11 protein-coding genes, 2 tRNA genes and 1 pseudogene are annotated in these 20,651 nt (G+C 71.7%); 5 read left to right on the forward strand and 9 right to left on the reverse strand.

What is annotated here, in order from left to right; genetic code table 11:
- The first annotated feature begins 55 nt into the window (after positions 1-55).
- Genes ACQP1S_RS24495 through ACQP1S_RS24505 form a run of 3 tightly spaced genes read left to right on the forward strand, consistent with a single transcriptional unit; the run spans position 56 to position 4,966 of the window.
- A complete protein-coding gene (locus ACQP1S_RS24495; protein ID WP_432899647.1) occupies positions 56-1,087 on the forward strand; it encodes an endonuclease domain-containing protein in 1,032 nt (343 codons plus the stop codon).
- On the forward strand, positions 1,074-1,724 hold the full coding sequence (locus ACQP1S_RS24500; protein ID WP_432899650.1) for a hypothetical protein: 651 nt from the start codon (positions 1,074-1,076) through the stop codon (positions 1,722-1,724). Before ACQP1S_RS24495 ends, ACQP1S_RS24500 begins: the two co-directional genes overlap by 14 nt.
- A complete protein-coding gene (locus tag ACQP1S_RS24505; RefSeq protein WP_432899653.1) occupies positions 1,721-4,966 on the forward strand; it encodes an ATP-binding protein in 3,246 nt (1,081 codons plus the stop codon). Before ACQP1S_RS24500 ends, ACQP1S_RS24505 begins: the two co-directional genes overlap by 4 nt.
- 29 nt (positions 4,967-4,995) lie before the next feature.
- On the opposite strand, the gene ACQP1S_RS24510 is transcribed toward ACQP1S_RS24505, so the two are convergent.
- Positions 4,996-5,988, reverse strand: coding sequence for a PaaX family transcriptional regulator (locus tag ACQP1S_RS24510; protein WP_432899656.1), 993 nt, complete (start codon positions 5,986-5,988; stop codon positions 4,996-4,998).
- A 301-nt stretch (positions 5,989-6,289) separates the two neighbouring features.
- Between ACQP1S_RS24510 and ACQP1S_RS24515 the strand changes: the two genes are divergently transcribed.
- Entirely contained in the window at positions 6,290-7,678 is a 1,389-nt protein-coding gene (locus tag ACQP1S_RS24515) for an extracellular catalytic domain type 1 short-chain-length polyhydroxyalkanoate depolymerase (RefSeq protein ID WP_432899659.1), read from the forward strand.
- Positions 7,679-7,814: 136 nt separating this feature from the next.
- Here ACQP1S_RS24515 and rox read toward each other — a convergent pair whose 3' ends face one another.
- The 5 genes and pseudogenes from rox to ACQP1S_RS24540 form a co-directional block, all read right to left on the reverse strand.
- On the reverse strand, positions 7,815-9,248 hold the full coding sequence (gene rox / locus ACQP1S_RS24520) for a rifampin monooxygenase (protein WP_432899662.1): 1,434 nt from the start codon (positions 9,246-9,248) through the stop codon (positions 7,815-7,817).
- 363 nt (positions 9,249-9,611) lie between these two features.
- Positions 9,612-9,685 (reverse strand) — tRNA-Ile (locus ACQP1S_RS24525).
- Between the two features lie 154 nt (positions 9,686-9,839).
- Positions 9,840-11,082, reverse strand: a pseudogene (locus ACQP1S_RS24530) (NAD(P)/FAD-dependent oxidoreductase).
- A complete protein-coding gene (locus ACQP1S_RS24535; protein ID WP_432899665.1) occupies positions 11,072-13,198 on the reverse strand; it encodes an MMPL family transporter in 2,127 nt (708 codons plus the stop codon). The pseudogene ACQP1S_RS24530 and the gene ACQP1S_RS24535 overlap by 11 nt, the downstream one beginning before the upstream one ends.
- 186 nt (positions 13,199-13,384) lie before the next feature.
- Positions 13,385-13,457: transfer RNA gene (locus ACQP1S_RS24540), tRNA-Asn, on the reverse strand.
- Positions 13,458-13,749: 292 nt separating this feature from the next.
- On the opposite strand from ACQP1S_RS24540, the gene ACQP1S_RS24545 reads away from it, so the two are divergent.
- Positions 13,750-14,133, forward strand: coding sequence for a hypothetical protein (locus ACQP1S_RS24545; protein ID WP_432899668.1), 384 nt, complete (start codon positions 13,750-13,752; stop codon positions 14,131-14,133).
- A 54-nt stretch (positions 14,134-14,187) separates the two neighbouring features.
- On the opposite strand, the gene ACQP1S_RS24550 is transcribed toward ACQP1S_RS24545, so the two are convergent.
- The 3 genes from ACQP1S_RS24550 to ACQP1S_RS24560 all read right to left on the reverse strand — a co-directional run bounded on the left by ACQP1S_RS24550 (position 14,188) and on the right by ACQP1S_RS24560 (position 20,228).
- Positions 14,188-15,198, reverse strand: coding sequence for a sugar phosphate isomerase/epimerase family protein (locus tag ACQP1S_RS24550; protein WP_091238403.1), 1,011 nt, complete (start codon positions 15,196-15,198; stop codon positions 14,188-14,190).
- A 395-nt stretch (positions 15,199-15,593) separates the two neighbouring features.
- A complete protein-coding gene (locus ACQP1S_RS24555; RefSeq protein ID WP_091238406.1) occupies positions 15,594-17,306 on the reverse strand; it encodes a ThuA domain-containing protein in 1,713 nt (570 codons plus the stop codon).
- A 60-nt stretch (positions 17,307-17,366) separates the two neighbouring features.
- Positions 17,367-20,228: a carbohydrate-binding protein gene (locus ACQP1S_RS24560; protein ID WP_432899673.1), complete on the reverse strand. Its 2,862-nt coding sequence runs from the start codon at positions 20,226-20,228 to the stop codon at positions 17,367-17,369.
- Positions 20,229-20,651: the final 423 nt, after the last annotated feature.

The raw sequence follows: 20,651 nt of genomic DNA on the forward strand, positions 1-20,651 counted from the left end.
CCCGATCCGCGCTCCCTCGGGAGAAGGCGGTCGCGGTCCGCGCCGGTGACCTGCCATGAGTCTCGTCCGCCAGCTCGCCGCGCTGCCGACGGATCGCGTCGTGCAGATCCGAGGGGTGCCCGCCGGCACGATCGCGGCCACCGTCGCCGGGGCACCGGTCGGCCCAGCCGCCGTCGTGCTGCGACCCGGTCCCGCCCGCACCGCCGGTGCCTTCGTCCACTCCGCCCTGGACGAACTGGAGCGGGTGGCGGTGGCGCTGCTGCCGGGTTGGCTGCCCGAGGCCGCGGACATCCCCCGCGCCGACCCGTACGGACTGGCCGCCGTCCGGGCCGCCGCGGTCGGCCGGGCGCGGGGCTCCGCGCACTTCGCACCGTTCCTGGCGCACCTCGCCGCCGTGGCGCTGTCCGGCCGGCGACCGCCGGTCGACCCGTTCTCCGTGGAAGTCCGCTGCTCCGGCCTGATCCGGGTGGTGGCGGAGGGTTTCGGTCGGCCCCGGGCGATCCTGCTGATCCAGGTGCCCGCCGACCTCGACCCGGCGGGGGAACGGGCTCTCGTCGCGGGAGCGGAATGGCTGTGCCACCACGGCCGGGTCGGCGTGTGGCTGGTCGGCACACCGTTACGGCACGAGGACCGGGTGGTCACGGTCACCGTTCCGCCCGCCCGCCCGGCCGGCCATCCTGCCGGACCGGTGGCGACGACCCTCCCGCAGGAGATCGGCCGACCCCACCCCGGCAGCGCGACCGAGGCGGCGCTGGAGGCCGCCCTGGCCGGCGAGGGCTGGGCGGTGGGCCGACGCTGGAACCAGTACCACCAGTCCCATCCCCTCTCGCCTCCGGTCTGCCTCGATCTGCTCTGGCCCGACGAGCGGTGTGTCGTCGAGATCGACGGCCCGGAGCACTGCCGGCCGGCCCGGTTCGAGGCAGACCGGCAGCGCGACGTGCAGTTGCAGTTGGACGGTTACGCCGTCCTGCGCTTCACCAATGCCCGAATCAACCACGACGTCGGCGCGGTGGTGCACCAGATCGGCACCTTGATCCGGGCCCGGCGACGCGACCTTGCGGAAGGAAGACCCCATGCCCGGCGATGACCTCACCCCCTCTGAGGCCGCGATCCTGTTCGTCCTGATGGCTGAGGCCCGGGAGGTGCCCAACACCGAGCTGCGCAAGCGCTACGGCGTCGACGTCCGGAAGTCCTACCGGGACAAGCTCAACCGCCTCGGTTTCGTGGACAGCCGTCGGGAGGGCAACACCTTCCTGCACCAGCTCGCCGACAAGGGCTGGGTCCGGGTGCAGGAGGATCTGAACTTCCAGTCGTCGCAGGGCCGGATTCTCGGCGGGGCGCTGACGGCGTTGCAGGTGAACCTGCGGGACCGGGTCATGGGACGCAGCGACTACCGCACGTTCGGCGAGATGTTCGCGCTGACCGACGTGCGGGCCGGCACGGCGCAGCCGGGGCAGCAGCGCACCCTCGATCTCCGCATCCGGCAGGCGTACGCCGCGTTGGCCGCCGAGCCGGGAGCCTGGGTCAGCCTGACCCGGCTGCGACCCTTCTTCGGCGACGTCGACACCGCCGACCTCGACGAGGCGCTGCGGGTGCTGGAGCGCGAGCCGGACGTGGACATCGTCCCGGAGTCCAACCAGAAGGTGCTGACCCCGGCGGACGTCGCGGCGGCGCTGCGGCTGGGTGGTCAGGACAAGCACCTGCTGGCGATCGGGGTGGGATGACCGAGGCGGAACACGCGGCCCTCGCGGCGCTCCGGTTCGACTGGGCGCCGGTGCCCGACGACGTCTGGCGGCCCTCGCCGTTCCATGTGGAGGGCCTGCACACCGCCGTGGTCCGCGACATCCTCGACGGGGCGGCCGATGCCCGCAACAGCGCCGATGGCAGCCCGATCGGGCTGGTGCTCCAGGGGCAGCGCGGCTCGGGCAAGACCCACCTGCTGGGTTGGGTCCGTCAGCAGGTCCAGCAGCAGGGCGGCTACTTCTTCCTGGTCGGCCTGCTCGACGCACGCGGGTTCTGGGACAGCGTGCTCGCCTGCGTGCTCGACGGGCTCGCCCGATCGGTGCCCGGCAGCGAGAGCCAGCTCCGGTTGCTGCTGCGTCGACTCTCCTCGATGGTCGGGGCGCCCCGGTCGGCCCGCCGGGCGGTGATGGGTGACACCGAGCTGACCCGGGCTGCCCTGGACGCCTTCATCGAAGGGCTCGTCGGGTACGCGCCCGACGTGGCCCGCTGCCGGGAGACGGCGCGGGCGCTCGCGCTGAGCGCCTCGGAGGATGTGGCCCACCGGGACGTCGCGGAGAACTACTTCACCTCCGGCGAGGAGGGGGAGCCGGGGGAACGCGGTGCCTGGGGCATGCGGCGGGCCCCCCGCAGCGCGCAGCAGATCGTCCAGGAGATCTCCTGGCTGCTGGCCCTGACCGGACCGTCCGTGATCGCCGTCGACCAGATCGACACACTCATCGCGCAGTCCGTGGCCGCCGGCGACGCCCTGCACCACCGGTCGGGCGGGCAGGACGATCCGGAACAGGCTGCGGTGCACGCCCGGATCGCCGATGGGCTGATGTCGCTGCGCCAGCTCACCCGCCGCACGCTCACCCTGGTCGCCTGCCTGCCGAACTCATGGACGATCATCCGGAGCCGGACGGTGGACACGGTGAGCGACCGGTTCCGGATGGCGCCCCGGCTCACCACCATCCACGACGCCGCCCTGGCCCGGCAGATCGTCGAGCGTCGGTTCGCCGCCCGGTTCACCGAGGTCGGCTTCACACCGCCGTATCCGTCGTGGCCGGTGCGTCCCGACGCCTTCGCGCAGGCCGAGGGGATGACCCCCCGGCAGTTGCTGATCGACATCGACCGGCACATCCGGGCCTGTCTCACCGTCGGCGAGGTACGGGAGCTGACCCGGCTCGGTGACCAGACGGAGCCGCAACGCCGCAGCCCACGTACCGCCCTGGTCGACGATCTCGAGCGCTTCGACACGAGATTCGCCCAGCTCAAGAGCGCGGCCGACGTGTCCGGCCCACTGACCCGGGACAGCGAGGACAGCACCGTCCCCGCGCTGCTCGCGGCGGGTCTGACCGCCTGGGTGATGGCGCGCGGCGAACAGGGCGGATCGTTCAGCGTGGACCCGCCCCCGAGCGCCCAGCCGCCGCTGCACGCCCGGCTCCGGCTCACCCTGGACGAGGCCACCGAGGACCAGGTCCACTGGTGTTTCCGGGCGATCAGCGAGGAGCACCACGCCATCGCCGCGCTCGCCCGGCTCCGCAAGGCCTGCACGGTGGCGGGGCTCGACGCGCGGGTGACCCGCCGCAAGCTCTTCCTGCTCCGCAACGGCACCTGGTCGAGCGGTGCCAAGACCCGGCAGGCGGTCACGGCCTTCACCCAGGCCGGCGGGACGATCCTGCCGCTGGACCACGAGGATCTCCGCATCCTCGGGGCCCTCAAGGTCATGCTCGCGGAGTCACCCGTCGACATCCGGGGTTGGCTGACCGCCCGTCAACCGACCCGGGACCTCGCCGTGTTGCAGCAGGCCCTCGGCTCCGCCGCCGACTGGCTCCCCGCCGCTCCCGGCGACGACCCGACCGATTCAGCGGTACGACCGGACCACACCGGCCCGGTCACCTCAGGACCGGCCGAGACGGGACCGGCCGAGACGCCACCGGTGAGCGCGGGGACGCCCGGCGGGCGGCCGCACCCCGGGCAGGTCGATCCACAGCCGGTCGACGGGGGGGAGTCCGGCCCGCATCTCACCGTGGGGTACGACCACCGCACCGGTGCACCCGTGCCGCTCTCTCTGGAGGCCCTCCGCAAGCACACCACCATCTTCGCCGGCTCCGGATCCGGCAAGACCGTGCTGATCCGGCGGATCCTGGAGGAGTGTGCCCTCGCCGGGGTCTCCGCCATCGTCCTCGACCCCAACAACGACCTGGCCCGGCTCGGTGACGAGTGGCCGGAGCCACCGCCGGACTGGCGGGCCGGGGACGCGGAGAAGGCCCGGGACTACCTCGCCGGAACCGACGTGCGGGTGTGGACGCCGCGCCGGTCGTCGGGACGCCCGCTGAGCTTCCAGCCGCTACCGGATTTCCGCAGCGTGCGCGACGACCCCGACGAGTTCCACGAGGCCGTCGAGGCGGCTGTCGCGTCGCTCGCACCCCGCGCCCAACTGACCGGCCGGACCAACAAGGTCCACCTGGGTCTCGCCGTGCTGCGCAAGGCAGTCGAGCACTACGGCCGACGGGGCGGCAGCCGGGTGCAGGGGTTGATCGACACCCTCGCCGACCTGCCGGACGGGCTGCTGGACATCGACGGGGCGGACAAGATCGGCGTGGGGATCGCGCAGTCGTTGGCGGCGGCGATGGTCAACGATCCGCTGTTCGGCGGCGAGGGCAGCCCGATGGACCCGGGGCTGCTGCTCACCCCCGAGCCGGGCAGGCGGGCCCGGATCTCCGTCATCAGCCTCGTCGGGCTGCAATCCGACGAGGCCCGGCAGGGCTTCGTCAACCAGTTGCAGATGGCGCTCTTCGCCTGGATCAAGCAGCACCCGGCGAACGACCGGCCACTGCTTGGCCTGCTGGTGATGGACGAGGCGCAGACGTTCGCCCCCTCCGGCGCGATGACCGCGTGCACCCAGAGCACGCTGGCGCTGGCGGCCCAGGCCCGCAAGTACGGCCTGGGTCTGATCTTCGCCACCCAGGCGCCGAAGGGGCTGCACAACCGGATTCCGGGCAACGCGGCGACCCAGCTCTACGGCCGGCTGAACAGCCCGATCCAGATGGAGGCCGCCCGGGAGATGGCGAAGGCGAAGGGCGGCGACGTCGCCGACATCTCCCGCCTCACCACCGGTGAGTTCTACCTCGCTGCGGAGGGCGCCCCACCGGTGAAGATCCGTACCCCGCTGTCGCTCAGCCATCATCCGCGCAGCCCGCTCACCGCCGAGGAGGTGCTGGACCGGGCCCGCCGCCGGTGACGGTCACCTGGCGCAGCCCGGTACGGCGGTCACCGGCGGGCGGACGCCGGGTCCGCCGCCTCGGCGGCGGAGCAGACGCCGGCGAGCAGGTCGGCGGTGGTGTGCGCGCGGACGTCGGCGTACGTCCCGTCGGTGAACCGCGCCACGACGGCCCGGACGTGCCGCTCGGCGGTGTCGGCCAGTCCGTCGTAGACGGCGGCAAACGTCTCCCGGGCCGGGCCGCGCAGCCACCCGGCGGGCAGCAGCCGCAGCGGTAGCTGCGGGTCGAGGGTGGGGAAACGCCGGAAGGTGTCCATCACCTCGGTCCGGGCCCGTACCGCCTCGGCGCCGTCGACCTGGCCGGCGGTGATCCGCGGCAGGAGGGGCCGCCAGCGCCGCAGGAAACTCTCGTACTGTATGGCCACGGCGGCGACGTCCCAGGCGTCGAGCGGGTCACGGCCGACGACCGCGTCGAGGTCGACCCGAGGGCCCCGGAACACGGTGACCGTGCCGAGGTGGAGCTGGGTGAGCTGGGCCCGCGCCTTCGGGGTCAACTCGTGCGGGGAGATCCACAATCCGTCGTACAGCGGCGCGTATCCCAGCCAGCGGAGCCGGCCGCGCAGGGCCCGCCGTTGCGCGCTGCGCTCCTGGGGCAGGGAGAAGGCGACGAGCGTCCAGCACTCGTCCCACGGTTGGGTCGTGGTGGTGGCGGCCATGACCCAGCTGCCGCCGACGGAGAGGCTGACGGCGGCGGACCGGCTGAGCCGGTACGAGCTGCGCCGCCCCTGCCGGCTGCCCTCCAGGACCCCCCGCCGGGCCAGTCGGCTGATCACGGTCCGCGCGCCGGCGAGGCTCACGTGCGACTCGGCGAGCAGCGCGACGATGGCGGCGGACGGCAACCAGGCACGGGTACGCAGGGTGTAGTCGGCCAGCAGGGTCACCGCGACGCCCTGCGGCGAGTTGCCGGCCTGCCGCCGGGGCAGCCGTACCGGGTGGTCCCCGTCGTCGGGAAATATCTCCTCGATGTCGAACGGGTGTGGCACAGGGGACGCTCCGGGCTCGGCTCGGTGACGGTGGCACCGACTGTAGACGGCGCACCCGTGCCCGCCTACCGGGCGCGGGTCCGGGGTGGACCCGGGCGTGCATCGGTGACCGACCAGTGTATCGAGACCATTCGATTGACACTTGTCGGACCGAGGAGAACACTAAGTGCCATGCAATGCCACCTCGGGCCGGGGCAGGGCATGCCGGATGCAAGGGGCCGGCGCGGACGACACGGGCAACCGGGCGTACCCGTGCCGCACGACCGCGCGGCCGATCTCAACCTGTGAGGGAGTCACGCCCATGAGAATCAGACGGAGAATGCTGCTCGCCCTGGCGGCGCCACTGGTGGCCACGCTGACGGCAGCAGCACTGGTGGTACCGACGCTCCCACCGGCGTACGCCGCGTCGTTGGTCGAGGTGACCAACTTCGGCGACAACCCCGGCCGGATGCGGATGCACATCTACGTACCGGACACCCGCCCGACCAACCCGGCGGTCGTGGTCGCCATGCACGGCTGCGGCGGCACCGGACCGGGCTTCTACTCCGGCAGCGAGTTCGCCTCGCTGGCCGACCGGTACGGATACATCGTGATCTACCCGTCCGCGACCCAGCAGGCCGGCTTCGGCAACTGCTTCGACACCTGGTCGGACGCCGCGAAGCGCCGGGGCGGCGGCAGCGACCCGGTGTCGATCGTCTCGATGATCAACTACGCCCAGCGGCAGTACGGCGGTGACCCCCGCCGGGTGTTCGCCACCGGCAGCTCCTCCGGCGGCATGATGACCAACCACATGCTGGCGCTCTACCCCGACGTGTTCGCCGCCGGGGCCGCCTTCATGGGGGTGCCCTACAACTGCTTCGCCAACGCCGCCGACTACCCGCCCGGCGCCAGCAAGTGCACCAACGGCAGCATGAACCGCACCCCGCAGCAGTGGGGCGACGCGGTCCGCCAACAGGCGTACCCCGGTTACTCCGGTCCCCGCCCGAAGGTGCAGCTGTGGCACGGCACCGCCGACACCCTGGTGCCGTACTCGCTGCTCCAGGAGACCATCGAGCAGTGGACCAACGTGTTCGGGCTCAGCCAGACGCCCACCTCCACCGACACCCCCCAGACCAACTGGAACCGCCGTCGGTACGCCGACGCCAGCGGCAACGTCCTGGTCGAGGCGTACAGCGTCCAGGGGGCGGGGCACAGCCTGCCCTCCGCCGGGATGGCCGCCGTCGCCCTCGGGTTCTTCGGCCTGACCAACCCGACCCCGACCACGCCGCCGGTCACCACCCCGCCGGTGCCGACCACCCCGCCGGTGACCACCCCGCCGCCGACCACCCCGCCCGCTCCCACCACCCCGCCGCCGACCACGCCGCCCAGCTCCGGGGCCTGCCGGGTCACCGCCAGCGTCAACGCCTGGAACAGCGGCCTGACCGAGAACCTGACCATCACCAACACCGGTTCCAGTGCCGTCAACGGCTGGTCGCTGGCCTTCACGCTGCCCGGCGGGCAGACCATCACCTCCGGGTGGAACGCCGCCTACTCCCCCTCGTCGGGGCAGGTGACGGCCCGTAACGCCAGCTACAACGCCACCATCCCGGCCGGCGGGTCGATCGACATCGGCTTCCAGGCCACCCACGCCGGCAACACCGCCAAGCCCACCTCGTTCACGCTCAACGGCGCGGCCTGCACGGTCGCCTGACCGACCCGGCCCGACTCCGGTTCGTCCCGGCCGCCCTGTCATGGGCGGCCGGGCACGGCGTCGCCGTGCCGGACGACGCCACCGGCCCCGGCTGCCTGCTCCCCGCCCGGTCAGGGGCGGGGGAGCACGGCCACGGTCACCCCAGGGCGGTGCCGAACCACCGGGACAGCTCGGCGCGCAACTCCTGCTGATCGTCGCCGACCCACGCCACGTGTCCGTCCGGTCGCAGCAGCAGCGCCGGCACGTCCAGCTCCTCGCTGACGTCGACGACGCGGTCGACCCGGTCCGTCCAACCCGCCACCGAGAGTCCGCCGGTCTGATCCAGCAGCAGACCCCGCCCCTGGTGCATCAGCCCGTAGAGGCGTCCCCGCTTCAGCTCCACGTCGCGCAACCGCCGGCCACGCAGGTCGTGGCCCGCACCGAGGTCGTAGCGGACCGAGACCGCGGTGATCTTCTCGATCAGGTACCGGTTCACCTCCTCGAAGTCCATCAGCTCCGCCACCAGCTTGCGCACGGCCTGCGGACCCGCCTCCAGCGACATCAGCTCCGTCTGCGCGCGGGTGTTGTCCAGCACGTCCGCCGCCACCGGCCGCCGCTCCGCCTGGTAGGTGTCCAGCAGGCCCTCCGGCGCCCACCCGGCGACCTGCGCTGCCAGCTTCCAACCCAGGTTGAACGCGTCCTGGATACCGAGGTTGAGCCCCTGCCCGCCCAACGGCGGATGTACGTGCGCCGCGTCACCGGCCAGCAGCACCCGACCGACCCGGTACCGCTCGGCGAGGCGGGTGGCGTCGCCGAAGCGGGACAGCCAGCGTGGCGAGTGCACCCCGAAGTCCGTGCCGGCCGTCGCCCGCAACTGCTGCCGGAAATCCTCGATGGTCGGTGCGACCGCGCGGTCCTCGGCCACCCCCGCGGCGGGTACGACGACCCGGTACAACCCGTCACCGTCGCCGACCGGCCCGACCCCGAACCGCAGCTGCGTCCGGCGGACCCGGGTCATCACCTCGACCACCTCGTCCTGCGGCGCGGTCAACTCCATCACGCCCAGCAGCGTCTCGTTCCTGGTGGGCTCGCCGGGAAAGCCGACACCCAGCAGCTTGCGCACCGTGCTGCGACCGCCGTCGCAGCCGACGAGATAGCGCGTCCGCAGGTGGGTGCCGTCGGCCAGCTCGGCGGTCACCGCATCCTCGTCCTGGCGCAGCCCGACCAGTTCACTGCCGCGCCGGATCTCGACGCCGACGTCGATGGCGTGCGCGGTCAGCAGCTGCTCGGTGACGGGCTGGGGGATGCCCAGGACGTACCCGTGCGCGGTGTCCATCCGTTCCGGCCACGCCTTGGAGATCCCGGCGAAGTAGCCGCCGATCCGGAACTGCCTGCCGTGCGCGAGGAACAGCTCCAGCAGGCCCCGCTGGTCCAACACCTCGATGCTGCGTACGTGCATGCCGAGCGAGCGCACCACACGGGTCGGCTCGGCGTCGCGCTCCAGCACCACCACCCGTACGTCGTGCAGTCGCAGCTCGGCGGCCAGCATCAGGCCGGTCGGTCCGCCGCCCACGACAATGACGTCGATCATGGAATCCCCGTTCGATTGCTCGCGCCGCCTGATGCGTCGATACCGATGCATGCTTCGCGAATCTCGTATTTCGCCAGGTTCTGGCGTCGAGTGCAGATTCTGCACCCGCACCGGGGTCTTGCCACAAGCCCCGGGGTGCGATATACGTTAGAAGTGGCAGGGGGAACTATGACTCCCTGCCTTTGTTTTTGCCGCAGCCAAGAATGTCGAAATCCCATGGGGGCATGGTGCGGGCGGGAGACCGGTTTGCCGCAGTGCGCCGTGCCCTGGGCCGCTGACCACGCTGCCCAGGGCGTTCCCACGCCGTGGGCAGCGACCCCTCGGAGAGCCACGCCGGGGGCCGTCGTCGCTGCTGGACAAGGGTGGGGCGGGCGGGGTTCGAACCCGCGACCGAGGGATTATGAGTCCCCTGCTCTAACCCGCTGAGCTACCGCCCCCGATACCGCGCCGGATCGTAACCCGCCCGACGGACCACCTGCCAGCACCCGAACCGGTACGACGACAGGCGTCGCCGGCACGATGGGCTACGCGAGAATAACAGTCAGCAGTCACTCCGGACGCACCCGAACCGGAGTTCCGCGCGCACCCGGATCAGCCCACCGCGCGGAGTTCCGCGAGCACCGCCCCGGCCGTACGCCAACCGCTGGCCAGGGCCCCCTGGATGGACGGACTGTCCCGGTGGTCACCGGCGACGAAGAGCCCGTCGCCGAGGGCCACCGGCTTGCGCAGCCGTCCCTGTGGCGGTGGCGCGGCGGGCAGGGCGTGCGGCACCGACACCGTGGTCAGGTGGTCCCAGTCCGCGGTGGAGCGTCCGTACAACCGGTCCAGTTCGGCCCGGATCGTCGGCTCGGGCGGGGCGCCGGGGCCGACCACGGAGGTCGCCACCAGGTGCCGGCCGGGCGGGGCGTACGACGGCACGGCCCGGCTGACCACCACCGTGTTGGCGACGAGTTCCCGCCGGTCACCGTCGACGAGCAGGATCGGTTCGTCGAGCGGCGCTTCGGGCGCGCTGTGGTAGTAGGTCGTGTAGCTGTGGGTGCGTACCCGGGCCAGGGTCGGCAGCAGCGTGGTCGCCGCCAGCGGGTCGACCGCGACCACGACGGCGCGGCAGTCGATCTCGCCGGCCGGGGTGCGGACCCGGCCGGGGGCGACCGAGGTGACCGGGGTGTCGCAGGTGATCAGGTCGGCGGGCAGCGGGGCAGCCACGGCCTGCGGCAGCGCGGCCATCCCTCGGGCGGGCAGGCCGATCCGCCCCCCGGGCGAAGGAGCGCAGGATCATCGCCAGCACGTGGCTGGAGGTCTCCAGCTCCCGGTCGATGAGCACGCCGGACAGGAACGGCCGGATCAACTCCTCGATGATGGTGTCGGAGAGCCCGGCCCGGCGCAGGGCCGCCTCGCTGGTGGTCTCCGGCGCGGTGAGCAGCCGGTGCGCCGGCAGGGTCGCACAGCCGGTGGCGAGGGCGGCGAAGCGCAGCCGGTCGCCCAACGAGCCGATCCCGGCGAGCGCGGTGGCCGGTGCGCCGCCGGGTTCGCGGATCGGATGGACCAGCCGGTCGAGGCGGTCGCCCCGCCGGACCAGGACCCCGGAGGTGAACCAGCCCAGGTCGAGGATGCCCAGGTCGAGCAGGGTGCCGAGCCTCGGGTACGCGGTGTTGAGCACCTGGAATCCCCGGTCGAGCAGGTACCCGTCGACGGCATCGGTGGCGACCCGGCCACCGAGCCGGTCGCCGGCCTCCAGCAGCCGCCAGGGCACGCCGGCCCGGTGCAACCGGCGGGCGGCGGCCAGCCCGGCGAGGCCACCACCGACGATCACCACGTCCGTCTCAGTGGGCACGTTCCACCTCCGTGTCGTTGCGCGACGGTCGGGACAACCGGCTCGGCCACCACACCCCGGGCCCGATGTCGTACGACAGGGCGGGCACCAGCAGCGAGCGGACCACGATGGTGTCCAGTAGTACGCCGACCGCGACCGCCACGCCCAACTCCACCAGCACCACCAGCGGGAGTACGGCCAGCGCGGAGAAGGTGGCGGCGAGCACGATACCGGCGGAGGTGATCACCCCGCCGGTGACGGTCAGCCCGGCCAGCACGCCGGCCCGGGTGCCCCGGCGGGTCGACTCCTCGCGTACCCGGCTCATCAGGAAGATGTTGTAGTCGATGCCCAGGGCGACCAGGAAGACGAAGGCGAACAGCGGGAACGACGCGTCGATCCCGGGAAAGTCCAGCAGGTACCGGAAGATCAACGCGCAGAGTCCGAGGGTGGCCAGGAACGACAGCACCACCGTCGCGATCAGCAGCACCGGCGCGACCAGGGCCCGCAGCAGCAGGGCCAGGATCACCGCGATCACCACCAGGACGACCGGGATGATCACGTTGCGGTCCCGGGTGGACGCGTCGGAGGTGTCCACGTCGATCGCGGTGAACCCGCCGACCACGGCATCGGCGGCCGGCACCCGGTGCACCGCCTCGCGCAGGGCGCGGATGGTCCGCTCGGCGGCGTCGCTGTCCGGCGGATCGGCCAGGGTCGCCTCCAGCTGCACCTGTCCGTCGACCACCAGGGGCGGGGCGTTCGGGTCCGGCGGGCCGGCCTGGTCCCGGCGGGTCACCGGCCGGACGGCGGCCACCCCGGCGACGCCCTGGGCCACCTGGGCGACCTGCGGGGCGGTCTGCTGGCGGGTGAAGATGGTCGCCGGGCTGCCGGTGCCGGCCGGGTAGTGCCGGGCGATCATCTCCTGCCCGGCGACCGAGTCGGTGCGGTCGGTGAACAGCTCGGACTGGCCGAGGGTGGTGGCACCGAGCTGGGTGAGGCCGAGGGTGAGCAGGGCCAGCACCACGGCGGTGGTCAACCAGACCACCCGGGCCCGCCGGGCGACGAAGCGGGCGATCCGGGCCCACAGCCCGTGTTCGGCCTGCGGGTCCGCAAGGTCCACTCCGGGGGTACGCGGCCAGAACGCCCGCCGGCCGCCGAGCACCAGCAGGGCGGGCAGGAAGGTCAGCATCACCAGGAGGGTGGCGGCGATGCCGACGGCGGCCACCGGGCCGAGCGCCCGGTTGGAGTTCAGGCTGGACAACAGCAGGCAGAGCAGACCGACGATGACTGTCGCGCCGGAGGCGGCGATGGCCGGGGCGGCACCCCGCCAGGCGGCGCGCATGGCATCCCAGGGGCGCTCGTGCCGGTGCAGCTCCTCCCGGTACCGGGCGATCAGCAGCAACGCGTAGTCGGTCCCGGCGCCGAAGACGAGCACGGTGAGGATGCCCTGCGCCTGCCCGTTCAGCTTGATCACGTCGCTCTTCGCCAGGTGGTAGACGAAGACCGACGCCAGCGCGTACGACATCCCGGCCGCCAGCAGCGGAAAGATCCAGAGCACCGGGCTGCGGTAGATGATCAGCAGGATGACCAGCACCACCACCAGGGTCACCAGCAGCAGGGGTCCGTCGATCGCGGAGAACACCTCGATCAGGTCGGCGAGCAGACCGGCCGGGCCGGCGACGTCCACGGTGAGCCCGTCCCGCTCGCCTCCGGCGATGGTCCGCAGCTCGTCGACCACCTGGCCGATCCGCTCCCCCTCGGAGTCGTCGATCGGCACCACCACCTGCAGGGCCTGGCCGTCCTGGCTGGCGATCGGCGGGGGCAGCGGCCCCAGCACGCCTTCGACCTGGGCGAACCGGGCGCTGTCGGCAACGGCCCGCTGCGTGTCGGCGGCGGTGATCCCGCTGGTGCGCGCGTACACCACCAGGGCCGGGGTGGTCGGCTCGGCGACGAAGCCGGCGGCCAGGTCCTGGGCCCGGGTCGCCTCGGCGTCGGCGGGCAGGAAGGAGGCGTTGTCGTTGGTGGCGACGTCGCCCAGCTTTCCCGCGTACGGCCCGGCGATCCCGCCGACGACGAGCCAGGCCAGGACGACCGCCACCGCGAGCAGCGTGGCCCTGCCCCGGCCCCGTCCACCGGCCATCTTCCGGTCCACCCCTCGAATCGACGCCAATCGACACCGCAGGAGTCCAGGTCGACAGCTGTCATCCTGCCGCCCGGGTACGCCCTCCGGAGCCGAAACCGCCCATCCGCACCGGGCACCTCATTCCTGGCCCGGCATGCGGAAACGCCCGCCGGCAGGGCCGACGGGCGTGAGCTGGAGACTGGGCTCCCCCGTTTGGACTCGAACCAAAAACCTGCCGGTTAACAGCCGGCTGCTCTGCCAATTGAGCTACGGGGGACTGCTGCGTCGCGGTGAACCGGATCTCTCCGGCGCTCGGCGACGGCACAAGAGTACAGGACTTCGGGGGGGTTCGGTCCAGGGGGTTACCGCAATCGACCACTGCGCCACGGGGTGGGACGATCGACACCAACAATGCGGACAAATCGCCATCCCCGCACCACCAGGTATGACTGCGGAGCAGGATGGGTAGTTAGCTGTCGACCGAGAAAATGTGGGGCGCGACGATGGTCGCTCCCGACCGGGCACACCGGGCGGGAGCGACGGGAGCGTCAGGTACGGAAGGAGCCGCTATGCGCGGAAAGATCATGTTTCTTGGCGGGCTGGCTGCGGGCTTCGTCCTGGGCGCCCGTGCCGGCCGGGAGAAGTACGAGGAGCTGGTCGTGCGGGGCCGTAAGGTGCTCGACCACCCGACCGTCCAGGAGGCGGCCGGGGTCGCGCAGGCCCAGGCCAACCGCCTGTACAGCGAGGGCAAGGACAAGCTCGGCCAGTCCAAGCTCGGCGAGAAGCTCAACACCGGCAACGGCGGCAAGCCGGAGCTGACCCCGGCGGATGACGCCTTCGCGGGCACCCCCGCCACTGTCGGCGCCAAGTCGGGCGTCAGCCCGACCAACTCGTCGGTGACCACCCCGAAGCCCAAGGCGCCGGGCACCGGCGCCAACGGCAGCACCCTCTGATCGTCCGTACGTCGTCGGGCCGGTCGCCAGGTGGCGACCGGCCCGAAGTACGTCTCAGTCCTTGCCGCTGCTGAACGCCGCGTCGAACGCCGCAGTCGGGGCGTCGAAGGCGAGCCGACGGACGAACTCCAGCGCCTCCGGCGCGCCGACCAGCCGGTCCATCCCGGCGTCCTCCCACTCGACGGAGATCGGCCCGGTGTAGCCGATGGCGTTCAACGCCCGGAAGCAGTCCTCCCAGGGGACGTCACCGTGGCCGGTGGAGACGAAGTCCCAGCCGCGCCGCAGGTCGGCCCAGGGCAGGTGGGAGGCGAGCCGGCCGCGCCGACCGTCCCCGGTGCGTACCTTCGCGTCCTTGCAGTCGACGTGGTAGATCCGGTCGGCGAAGTCGAAGATGAAGTTCACCGGGTCCAGCTCCTGCCACACGAAGTGCGACGGGTCCCAGTTGAGCCCGAATGCGGGCCGGTGGCCGATCGCCTCCAGGGTCCGCTTGGTGGTCCAGTAGTCGTACGCGATCTCGCTCGGGTGCACCTCGTGGGCGAACCGCACCCCCACCTCGTCGAAGACGTCGAGGATCGGGTTCCAGCGGTCGGCGAAGTCCTGGTAGCCGCGTTCGATCATGGCCGGCGGCACCGGCGGGAACATCGCCAGGGTGTGCCAGATGGACGACCCGGTGAAGCCGACCACCGTGTCCACCCCGAGCTTCGCCGCCGCCCGGGCGGTGTCCTTGATCTCCTCGGCGGCCCGCTGGCGTACCCCCTCGGCTTCGCCGTCGCCCCAGATCCGGGCGGGCAGGATGTCCTGGTGCCGCTCGTCGATCGGGTGGTCGCAGACGGCCTGGCCCACCAGGTGGTTGGAGATCGTGAAGACCTTCAGGTTGTACTTGGCCAGCGTCTCCCGCTTGCGCTCGACGTACGAGTCGTCGGCGAGCGCCTTGTCGACCTCGAAGTGGTCGCCCCAGCAGGCGATCTCCAGGCCGTCGTAGCCCCATTCGGAGGCGAGCCGACAGACCTCCTCGAACGGCAGATCGGCCCACTGGCCGGTGAAGAGCGTGATCGGTCGCGCCATCGTCTGTCTCTCCCCTGTTGTGGTGGGGATTCCTGGGCGGAACCGGGGCGAGGGGACCGGGCCGGGCCGGTACGTCGGCGGCCGTGCCGGATCACCGGTGGGTGCACACGCACCTGGGCCCAACGGGTTGCGCCTCCCGTCGGGTCACCGGCCACCCGCAGGTCGCCGCCCCCCACTCTAAACCCACCCCACCCCCCACGAAACCCCGCTCCCACACCCCCACCCTCTACCCCACACCCCACCCCCACCCCCCACCCCACCCTGCGCGCCCCCGCCTGATGCGCCCCAACGATCAAGAGGTTTGCGTCACGACGGGCAGCCCGCGTGACGCAAACCTCTTGATCACCGATGTGAACCCCACGGGCGTGGCCCGGGGTGGGTGGGGGGTGGGTGGGTTACTGGGGGAGGGTCCACTTCTGGTTGGCGGCGGAGGAGTTGCAGGTCCACAGCAGGACCACGGTGCTGTCGGCGGAGCTGTTGCCGGAGACGTCGAGGCACTTGCCGGAGGCGGGGTTGCGCAGGGTGCCGTCGGACTGGGCCGACCAGTTCTGCGGGGTGCCGCCGGTGCAGGTCCAGAGCTGGATCTTCGTACCGTTGGCGGTGCCGCCACCGGAGACGTCCAGGCACTTGCCGAGCGCCTTGATGGTGCTGTTCGGGGTGACCGTCCAGGTCTGGCGGGCACTGCCGTTACAGGTGAAGATCTGGACCTGGGTGCCGTCGGCGGTGGCGCCGTTGCGGACGTCCAGGCACTTACCGGCCAGGCCCTTGATCGGGCCGGTGCCGTTGGTCGGCGTGGTGCCGCCCAGCTCCTTGATCCGGATGTTGCGGAACGAGGCGTCGTCACCGGTGCCGTGGTTCTGGATGCCGATGTGGCCGGCGAGCGAGCGGACCGGGTCGGTGTTGGTGAAGTCGTTGATCTTCGCCCCGTTGAGGAAGACCTGGAGGCGTTCCCCCTCGACCAGCAGCTCGTAGGTGTTCCACTCCCCCGGCGGGTTCAGCGCCGCGTCCCGGGCGGCCTGGTCGGCAGCCTTGAACGAGTAGATCGAGCCGGTGGTCCGGTCGACGGCGTCGGTGGCGTCGATCTGCACCTCGTAGCCGTTGTTCATCGCCGAGTTCGGGTCGCTCGACGGCGGGAAGCCGACGAGGACCCCGGAGTTGTCGTCCCCGTCCACCTTCCAGTCCAGCTTCAGCGAGTAGTTGGTGAACTGCTTCGCGCTGTACCAGAGCATGCCCAGCCCGCCGACCGAACTGAGGGTGGCGTTGGAGTTGGTGAAGCTGCCCGGCCCGGCCTGCGACCAGCCGTTGGTGGACCCGTTGTACAGGGCGGTGTAGCCGGTCTCCGGCCGGCAGTCGGCCTTCGTCCGGCCGGCCGCGTACCGGATGCCGCCGAGCAGGTGGGACCGGAAGGCCGGCTCGGAGTACGCCGACTGGTTGTGCCCGGCGCCGGTGTAGAAGGACCGGCCGCCGCTGTAGGTCTTGCACCAGACGTGCGGGTGGTCGGCCCCCATCCCGCCCCCCGAGTACGACGACTCGTCGAGGTTGGCCAGCACGTGCGCGGTGGAGCGGGCGTTGGTGCGGAAGTTGTACCACTCGTCGGTGCGCTGCCAGGTCGGGCCGAGGTGGGCGGTGGCCGCGTGCGCGCGGTCCTCCACCCGTACGGTGGCCTGCTGGATCGCCGGGTGGGAGGCGAACCACGCCCCGACCAGGTTGCCGTAGAACGGCCAGTCGTACTCGGTGTCGGCGGCGGAGTGCACGCCGACGTACCCGCCACCGGCGCCGATGTAGGACTCGAAGGCCGTCTGCTGGCTGGCGTTGAGCACGTCACCGGTGGTGTTGAGGAAGATCACCGCCTCGAACCGGGCGAGGTTGGCGGTGGTGAACTGGTTGCCGTCCTCGGTGGCGGTGACGGTGAAGTTGTTCGCCGCGCCCAGGTCCCGGATGGCCTGGGTGCCGACCGCGATGGAGTCGTGCCGGAACCCGGCGGTCTTGGAGAAGACGAGCACGTCGTAGGCGACGTCGGCGGCCGACGCGGAGGTGGCCGGGGTGGTGCACGCGATGGCGGCGAGGACGGCAGCGGCCGCGCCGAGGATGGGTCGGAAGAGTCTCATGTAGTGCTCCAGTACGCCGGGGGCGCGGGGCCGGGCGAGCCCGGTCCCGCGCCCGTCAGGTCAGGGCAGGGTCCACTTCTGGTTGGCGGCGGAGGAGTTGCAGGTCCACAGCAGGACCACCGTGCCGTCGGCGGAGCTGTTGCCGGAGACGTCCAGGCACTTGCCCGAGGCCGGGTTGCGCAGGGTGCCGTCGGTCTGCGCCGACCAGACCTGCGGGGTGCCACCGGTGCAGGTCCAGAGCTGGATCTTCGTACCGTTGGCGGTGCCACCGCCGGAGACGTCCAGGCACTTGCCCAACGCCTTGATCGGGCCGTTCGGGGTCACCGCCCAGGTCTGTGCGGTCCCACCGTTGCAGGTGAGGATCTGGACCTGGGTGCCGTCGGCGGTGGCGCCGTTGCGCACGTCCAGACACTTGCCGCCCAGGCCCTTGATCGGCCCGGTGCCGTTGCCCGGCGTGACGGTGCCGGTGTTCAGGGTGAACGCGTCCAGGTCGTAGAGCAACCCGGTGCCACCGGCGAAGGTCAGGTAGAGCGTGGTGGTGCCGGTGGGTGCGCCGGACACCGTGCCGGTGACCGTGGTGAAGACGTCCCAGCCGCCGGTGACCGGCACGGTGGCCTGCCCGAGCACGGTGCCGGTGGGCGAGCCGGCGCGGATCTGGACGGTGCCGCCGGCACCGGCCGAGGAGACCCGGGCGGTGAACGAGGTGACGTTGCCCACCCGGTACGGCGTGAACCCGATCCAGTCCCCGTTCTCGATGTTCCCGACGGTCTTCCCACCCTCGGCGGGGGCCTTGTCGAAGGTGGCGATGCCGGACGAGGTCTTGTAGTGCTCGGCCTGCCGGTGCCGGGGCTGGAGGGTGTACTGGGTGTGCGTGGTGAGCCCACCGGCGTCGGTGTACTCGGCGTCGAAGATGGCGAAGATGTTCGCCGCGTCGTCGTGCTCGCCGTCGACCGGGATGGTGATCGTGCCGGAGCAGCCGTTGACCGAGGTGATCTGGTGGCCGTGCTGGTCGTGGCCGAGCACGTAGGTCATCTTGACCTTGGCGCAGTCGACCGTGCCGTCCTCGGGGTCGGTGACGGTGATGCTGAACGGCACGCTGTCACCGAAGGAGAACAGCGAACCGTCGCCCGGGCTGTTGATCGTGACCGTCGGGGCGGTGTTGCCGACGTTGACCGTCACGCTGTTGGTGCCGGTCGCCCCCTGCGCGTCCCGCACGGTGAGCGTCGCGGTGTACGACCCGTCCGCGGTGTACGTCTTGGTCGGGTTGGCCGCCGTGGAGGTGGTGCCGTCGCCGAACGCCCACGAGTAGGTCAGCGCCCCGCCCTCGGGGTCGGCGGAGCCGGCCGAGGAGAAGTTCACGGTCAGCGGCGCGGGACCGGAGGTCCGGTCGGCGCTCGCCCGGGCGGCCGGCGCCCGGTTGCCGACGCCGACGTAGTCGAAGCGGTACAGGGCCGAGTTGGCGTCACCGTTGTAGTAGCCGGTGCCGTAGTCCAGCAGGTAGTACGCCCCGTCGGGGCCGAACGCGGAGTCCATCACCTGCTTGCCCACCCAGGGGAAGCTGTCGATGGTGCCGGGCGACCCGTCGGCGTTGAGGTGGATCGGCTTGACCCAGCCCCGGCCGAACTCGGTGGCGAAGAACTGCCCGTCGAAGGTCTGCGGGAACTTCGTCGCCGAGGGGTTGTTCGGGTCGTACCGGTAGACCGGGCCGGCGGCCGGGGACTCGGAGCCGCCGCCGAACGCCGCCGGGCTGCCGGCGTCGCCGCCGTACCGGATCCAGGAGGGCTTGGCCGGCGGGAGGGTGCTCAGGCCGGTGTTGCGGAACGAGTTGTTGGTCGGCCCGCCGGTGCAGTTGTACTTGGGGCCGGTGGAGTTGTTGGCGAAGTTCCACTCGTTGTACGTCTCGGTCGTGGTGTTGGTGCCGGTGCAGTACGGCCAGCCGTAGTTGCCCGGGCCGGTGACCCGGTTGAACTCGACCTGGCCGGCGGGGCCCCGGTTGGCGTTGGTGCTGCCGGCGTCCGGCCCGTAGTCACCGACGTAGACGATGCCGGTGGGCTTGTCGACGCTGATCCGGAACGGGTTGCGGAAGCCCATCGCGTAGATCTCGGGACGGGTCTTCGCGGTGCCCGGGGGGAACAGGTTCCCACTCGGGATGGAGTACGACCCGTCGGCGTTCACCTTGATCCGCAGGAGCTTGCCCCGCAGGTCGTTGGTGTTGCCGGCACCGCGCTGGGAGTCGTACGCCGGGTTGCGGTTGGTCCGCTCGTCCAGCGGCGAGTAGCCGGCGGAGTCGAACGGGTTGCTGTCGTCGCCGGTGGACAGGTAGAGGTTCCCGGCGGCGTCGAAGTCCATGTCGCTGCCGACGTGGCAGCAGATGCCCCGGTCGGTCGCGACGTCCAGCACGTCGACCTTGCTGGCCTGGTTGAGGGTGAAGTCGCTGTTCAGGGTGAAGCGGGACAGCCGGTTCACGCCCTGCCAGGCCGACCAGTTGCTGCCGGTGGCGGGCGCGTCACCGCCGGGGGTGGACAGCGGCGGCGCGTAGTAGAGGTAGATGAACCGGTTGGTGGCGAAGCCCGGGTCGACCCCGAGGCTCTGCAACCCCTCCTCGTCGTGGGTGTAGACGGGGATGGTGCCGACCACCCGGGTGACGCCGGCGGAGTCGGTGCGACGCACCGTGCCGTTGCGGGCGGTGTGCAGCACGGAGCGGTCCGGCAGCACGGCGAGCGACATCGGCTCGCCCATCTCGTTGACGCCCCGGGCCAGTTCGACCTGCTGGAAGTCGCTGGCATTGATGGTGTGGGCGGCGGCCGGGGCGGTCGGGCCGGTGGTGGCGGCGACCGTGCCGGCCGTGACGGCCAGCAGTAGCGCTGCGGCGGAGGGTAGCCACCGTCGGGAACGGCGACCGGTTGGGTCCTTTATGGACATTGGAGGGCTGTCCCTTCCTGACGGATCACGGCCAGGGCGGGACGCGTGCCGCCGCGCCGGATGCCGGGTGGTGGAGTGGTGGGGTGTGGCAGGGCAGGCCGGACGGCCGGGAGTGCCCGGTCGGCCGTCCGAACCCTCGGCCGGAGCGCGAACCGCCCAGCGGAGAGTTGCTCGCCAAGGGGTTACCGCGCCGCCGGTTCACCTTGACGAAACATGCCCGTGATGCCACAAACATTAATGGTGACCTATGTCAATGTCCATACCTTGCACCCACCGTTGTGGGTTTCGTCAGATGAAGCCTGCGCACCAGCCGCCATCCCGGTTCCACGCCGCGCGGCAGCGGGCCGGTCGGCCTGCTTGACGACCTGCGGGTCACCGCACGGTGCCGGGCAGTAACGCCCAGGGTTCACCCCGGGCGCAGGG

Source organism: Micromonospora matsumotoense, assembly GCF_050951065.1.
Classification (GTDB): domain Bacteria; phylum Actinomycetota; class Actinomycetes; order Mycobacteriales; family Micromonosporaceae; genus Micromonospora; species Micromonospora matsumotoensis.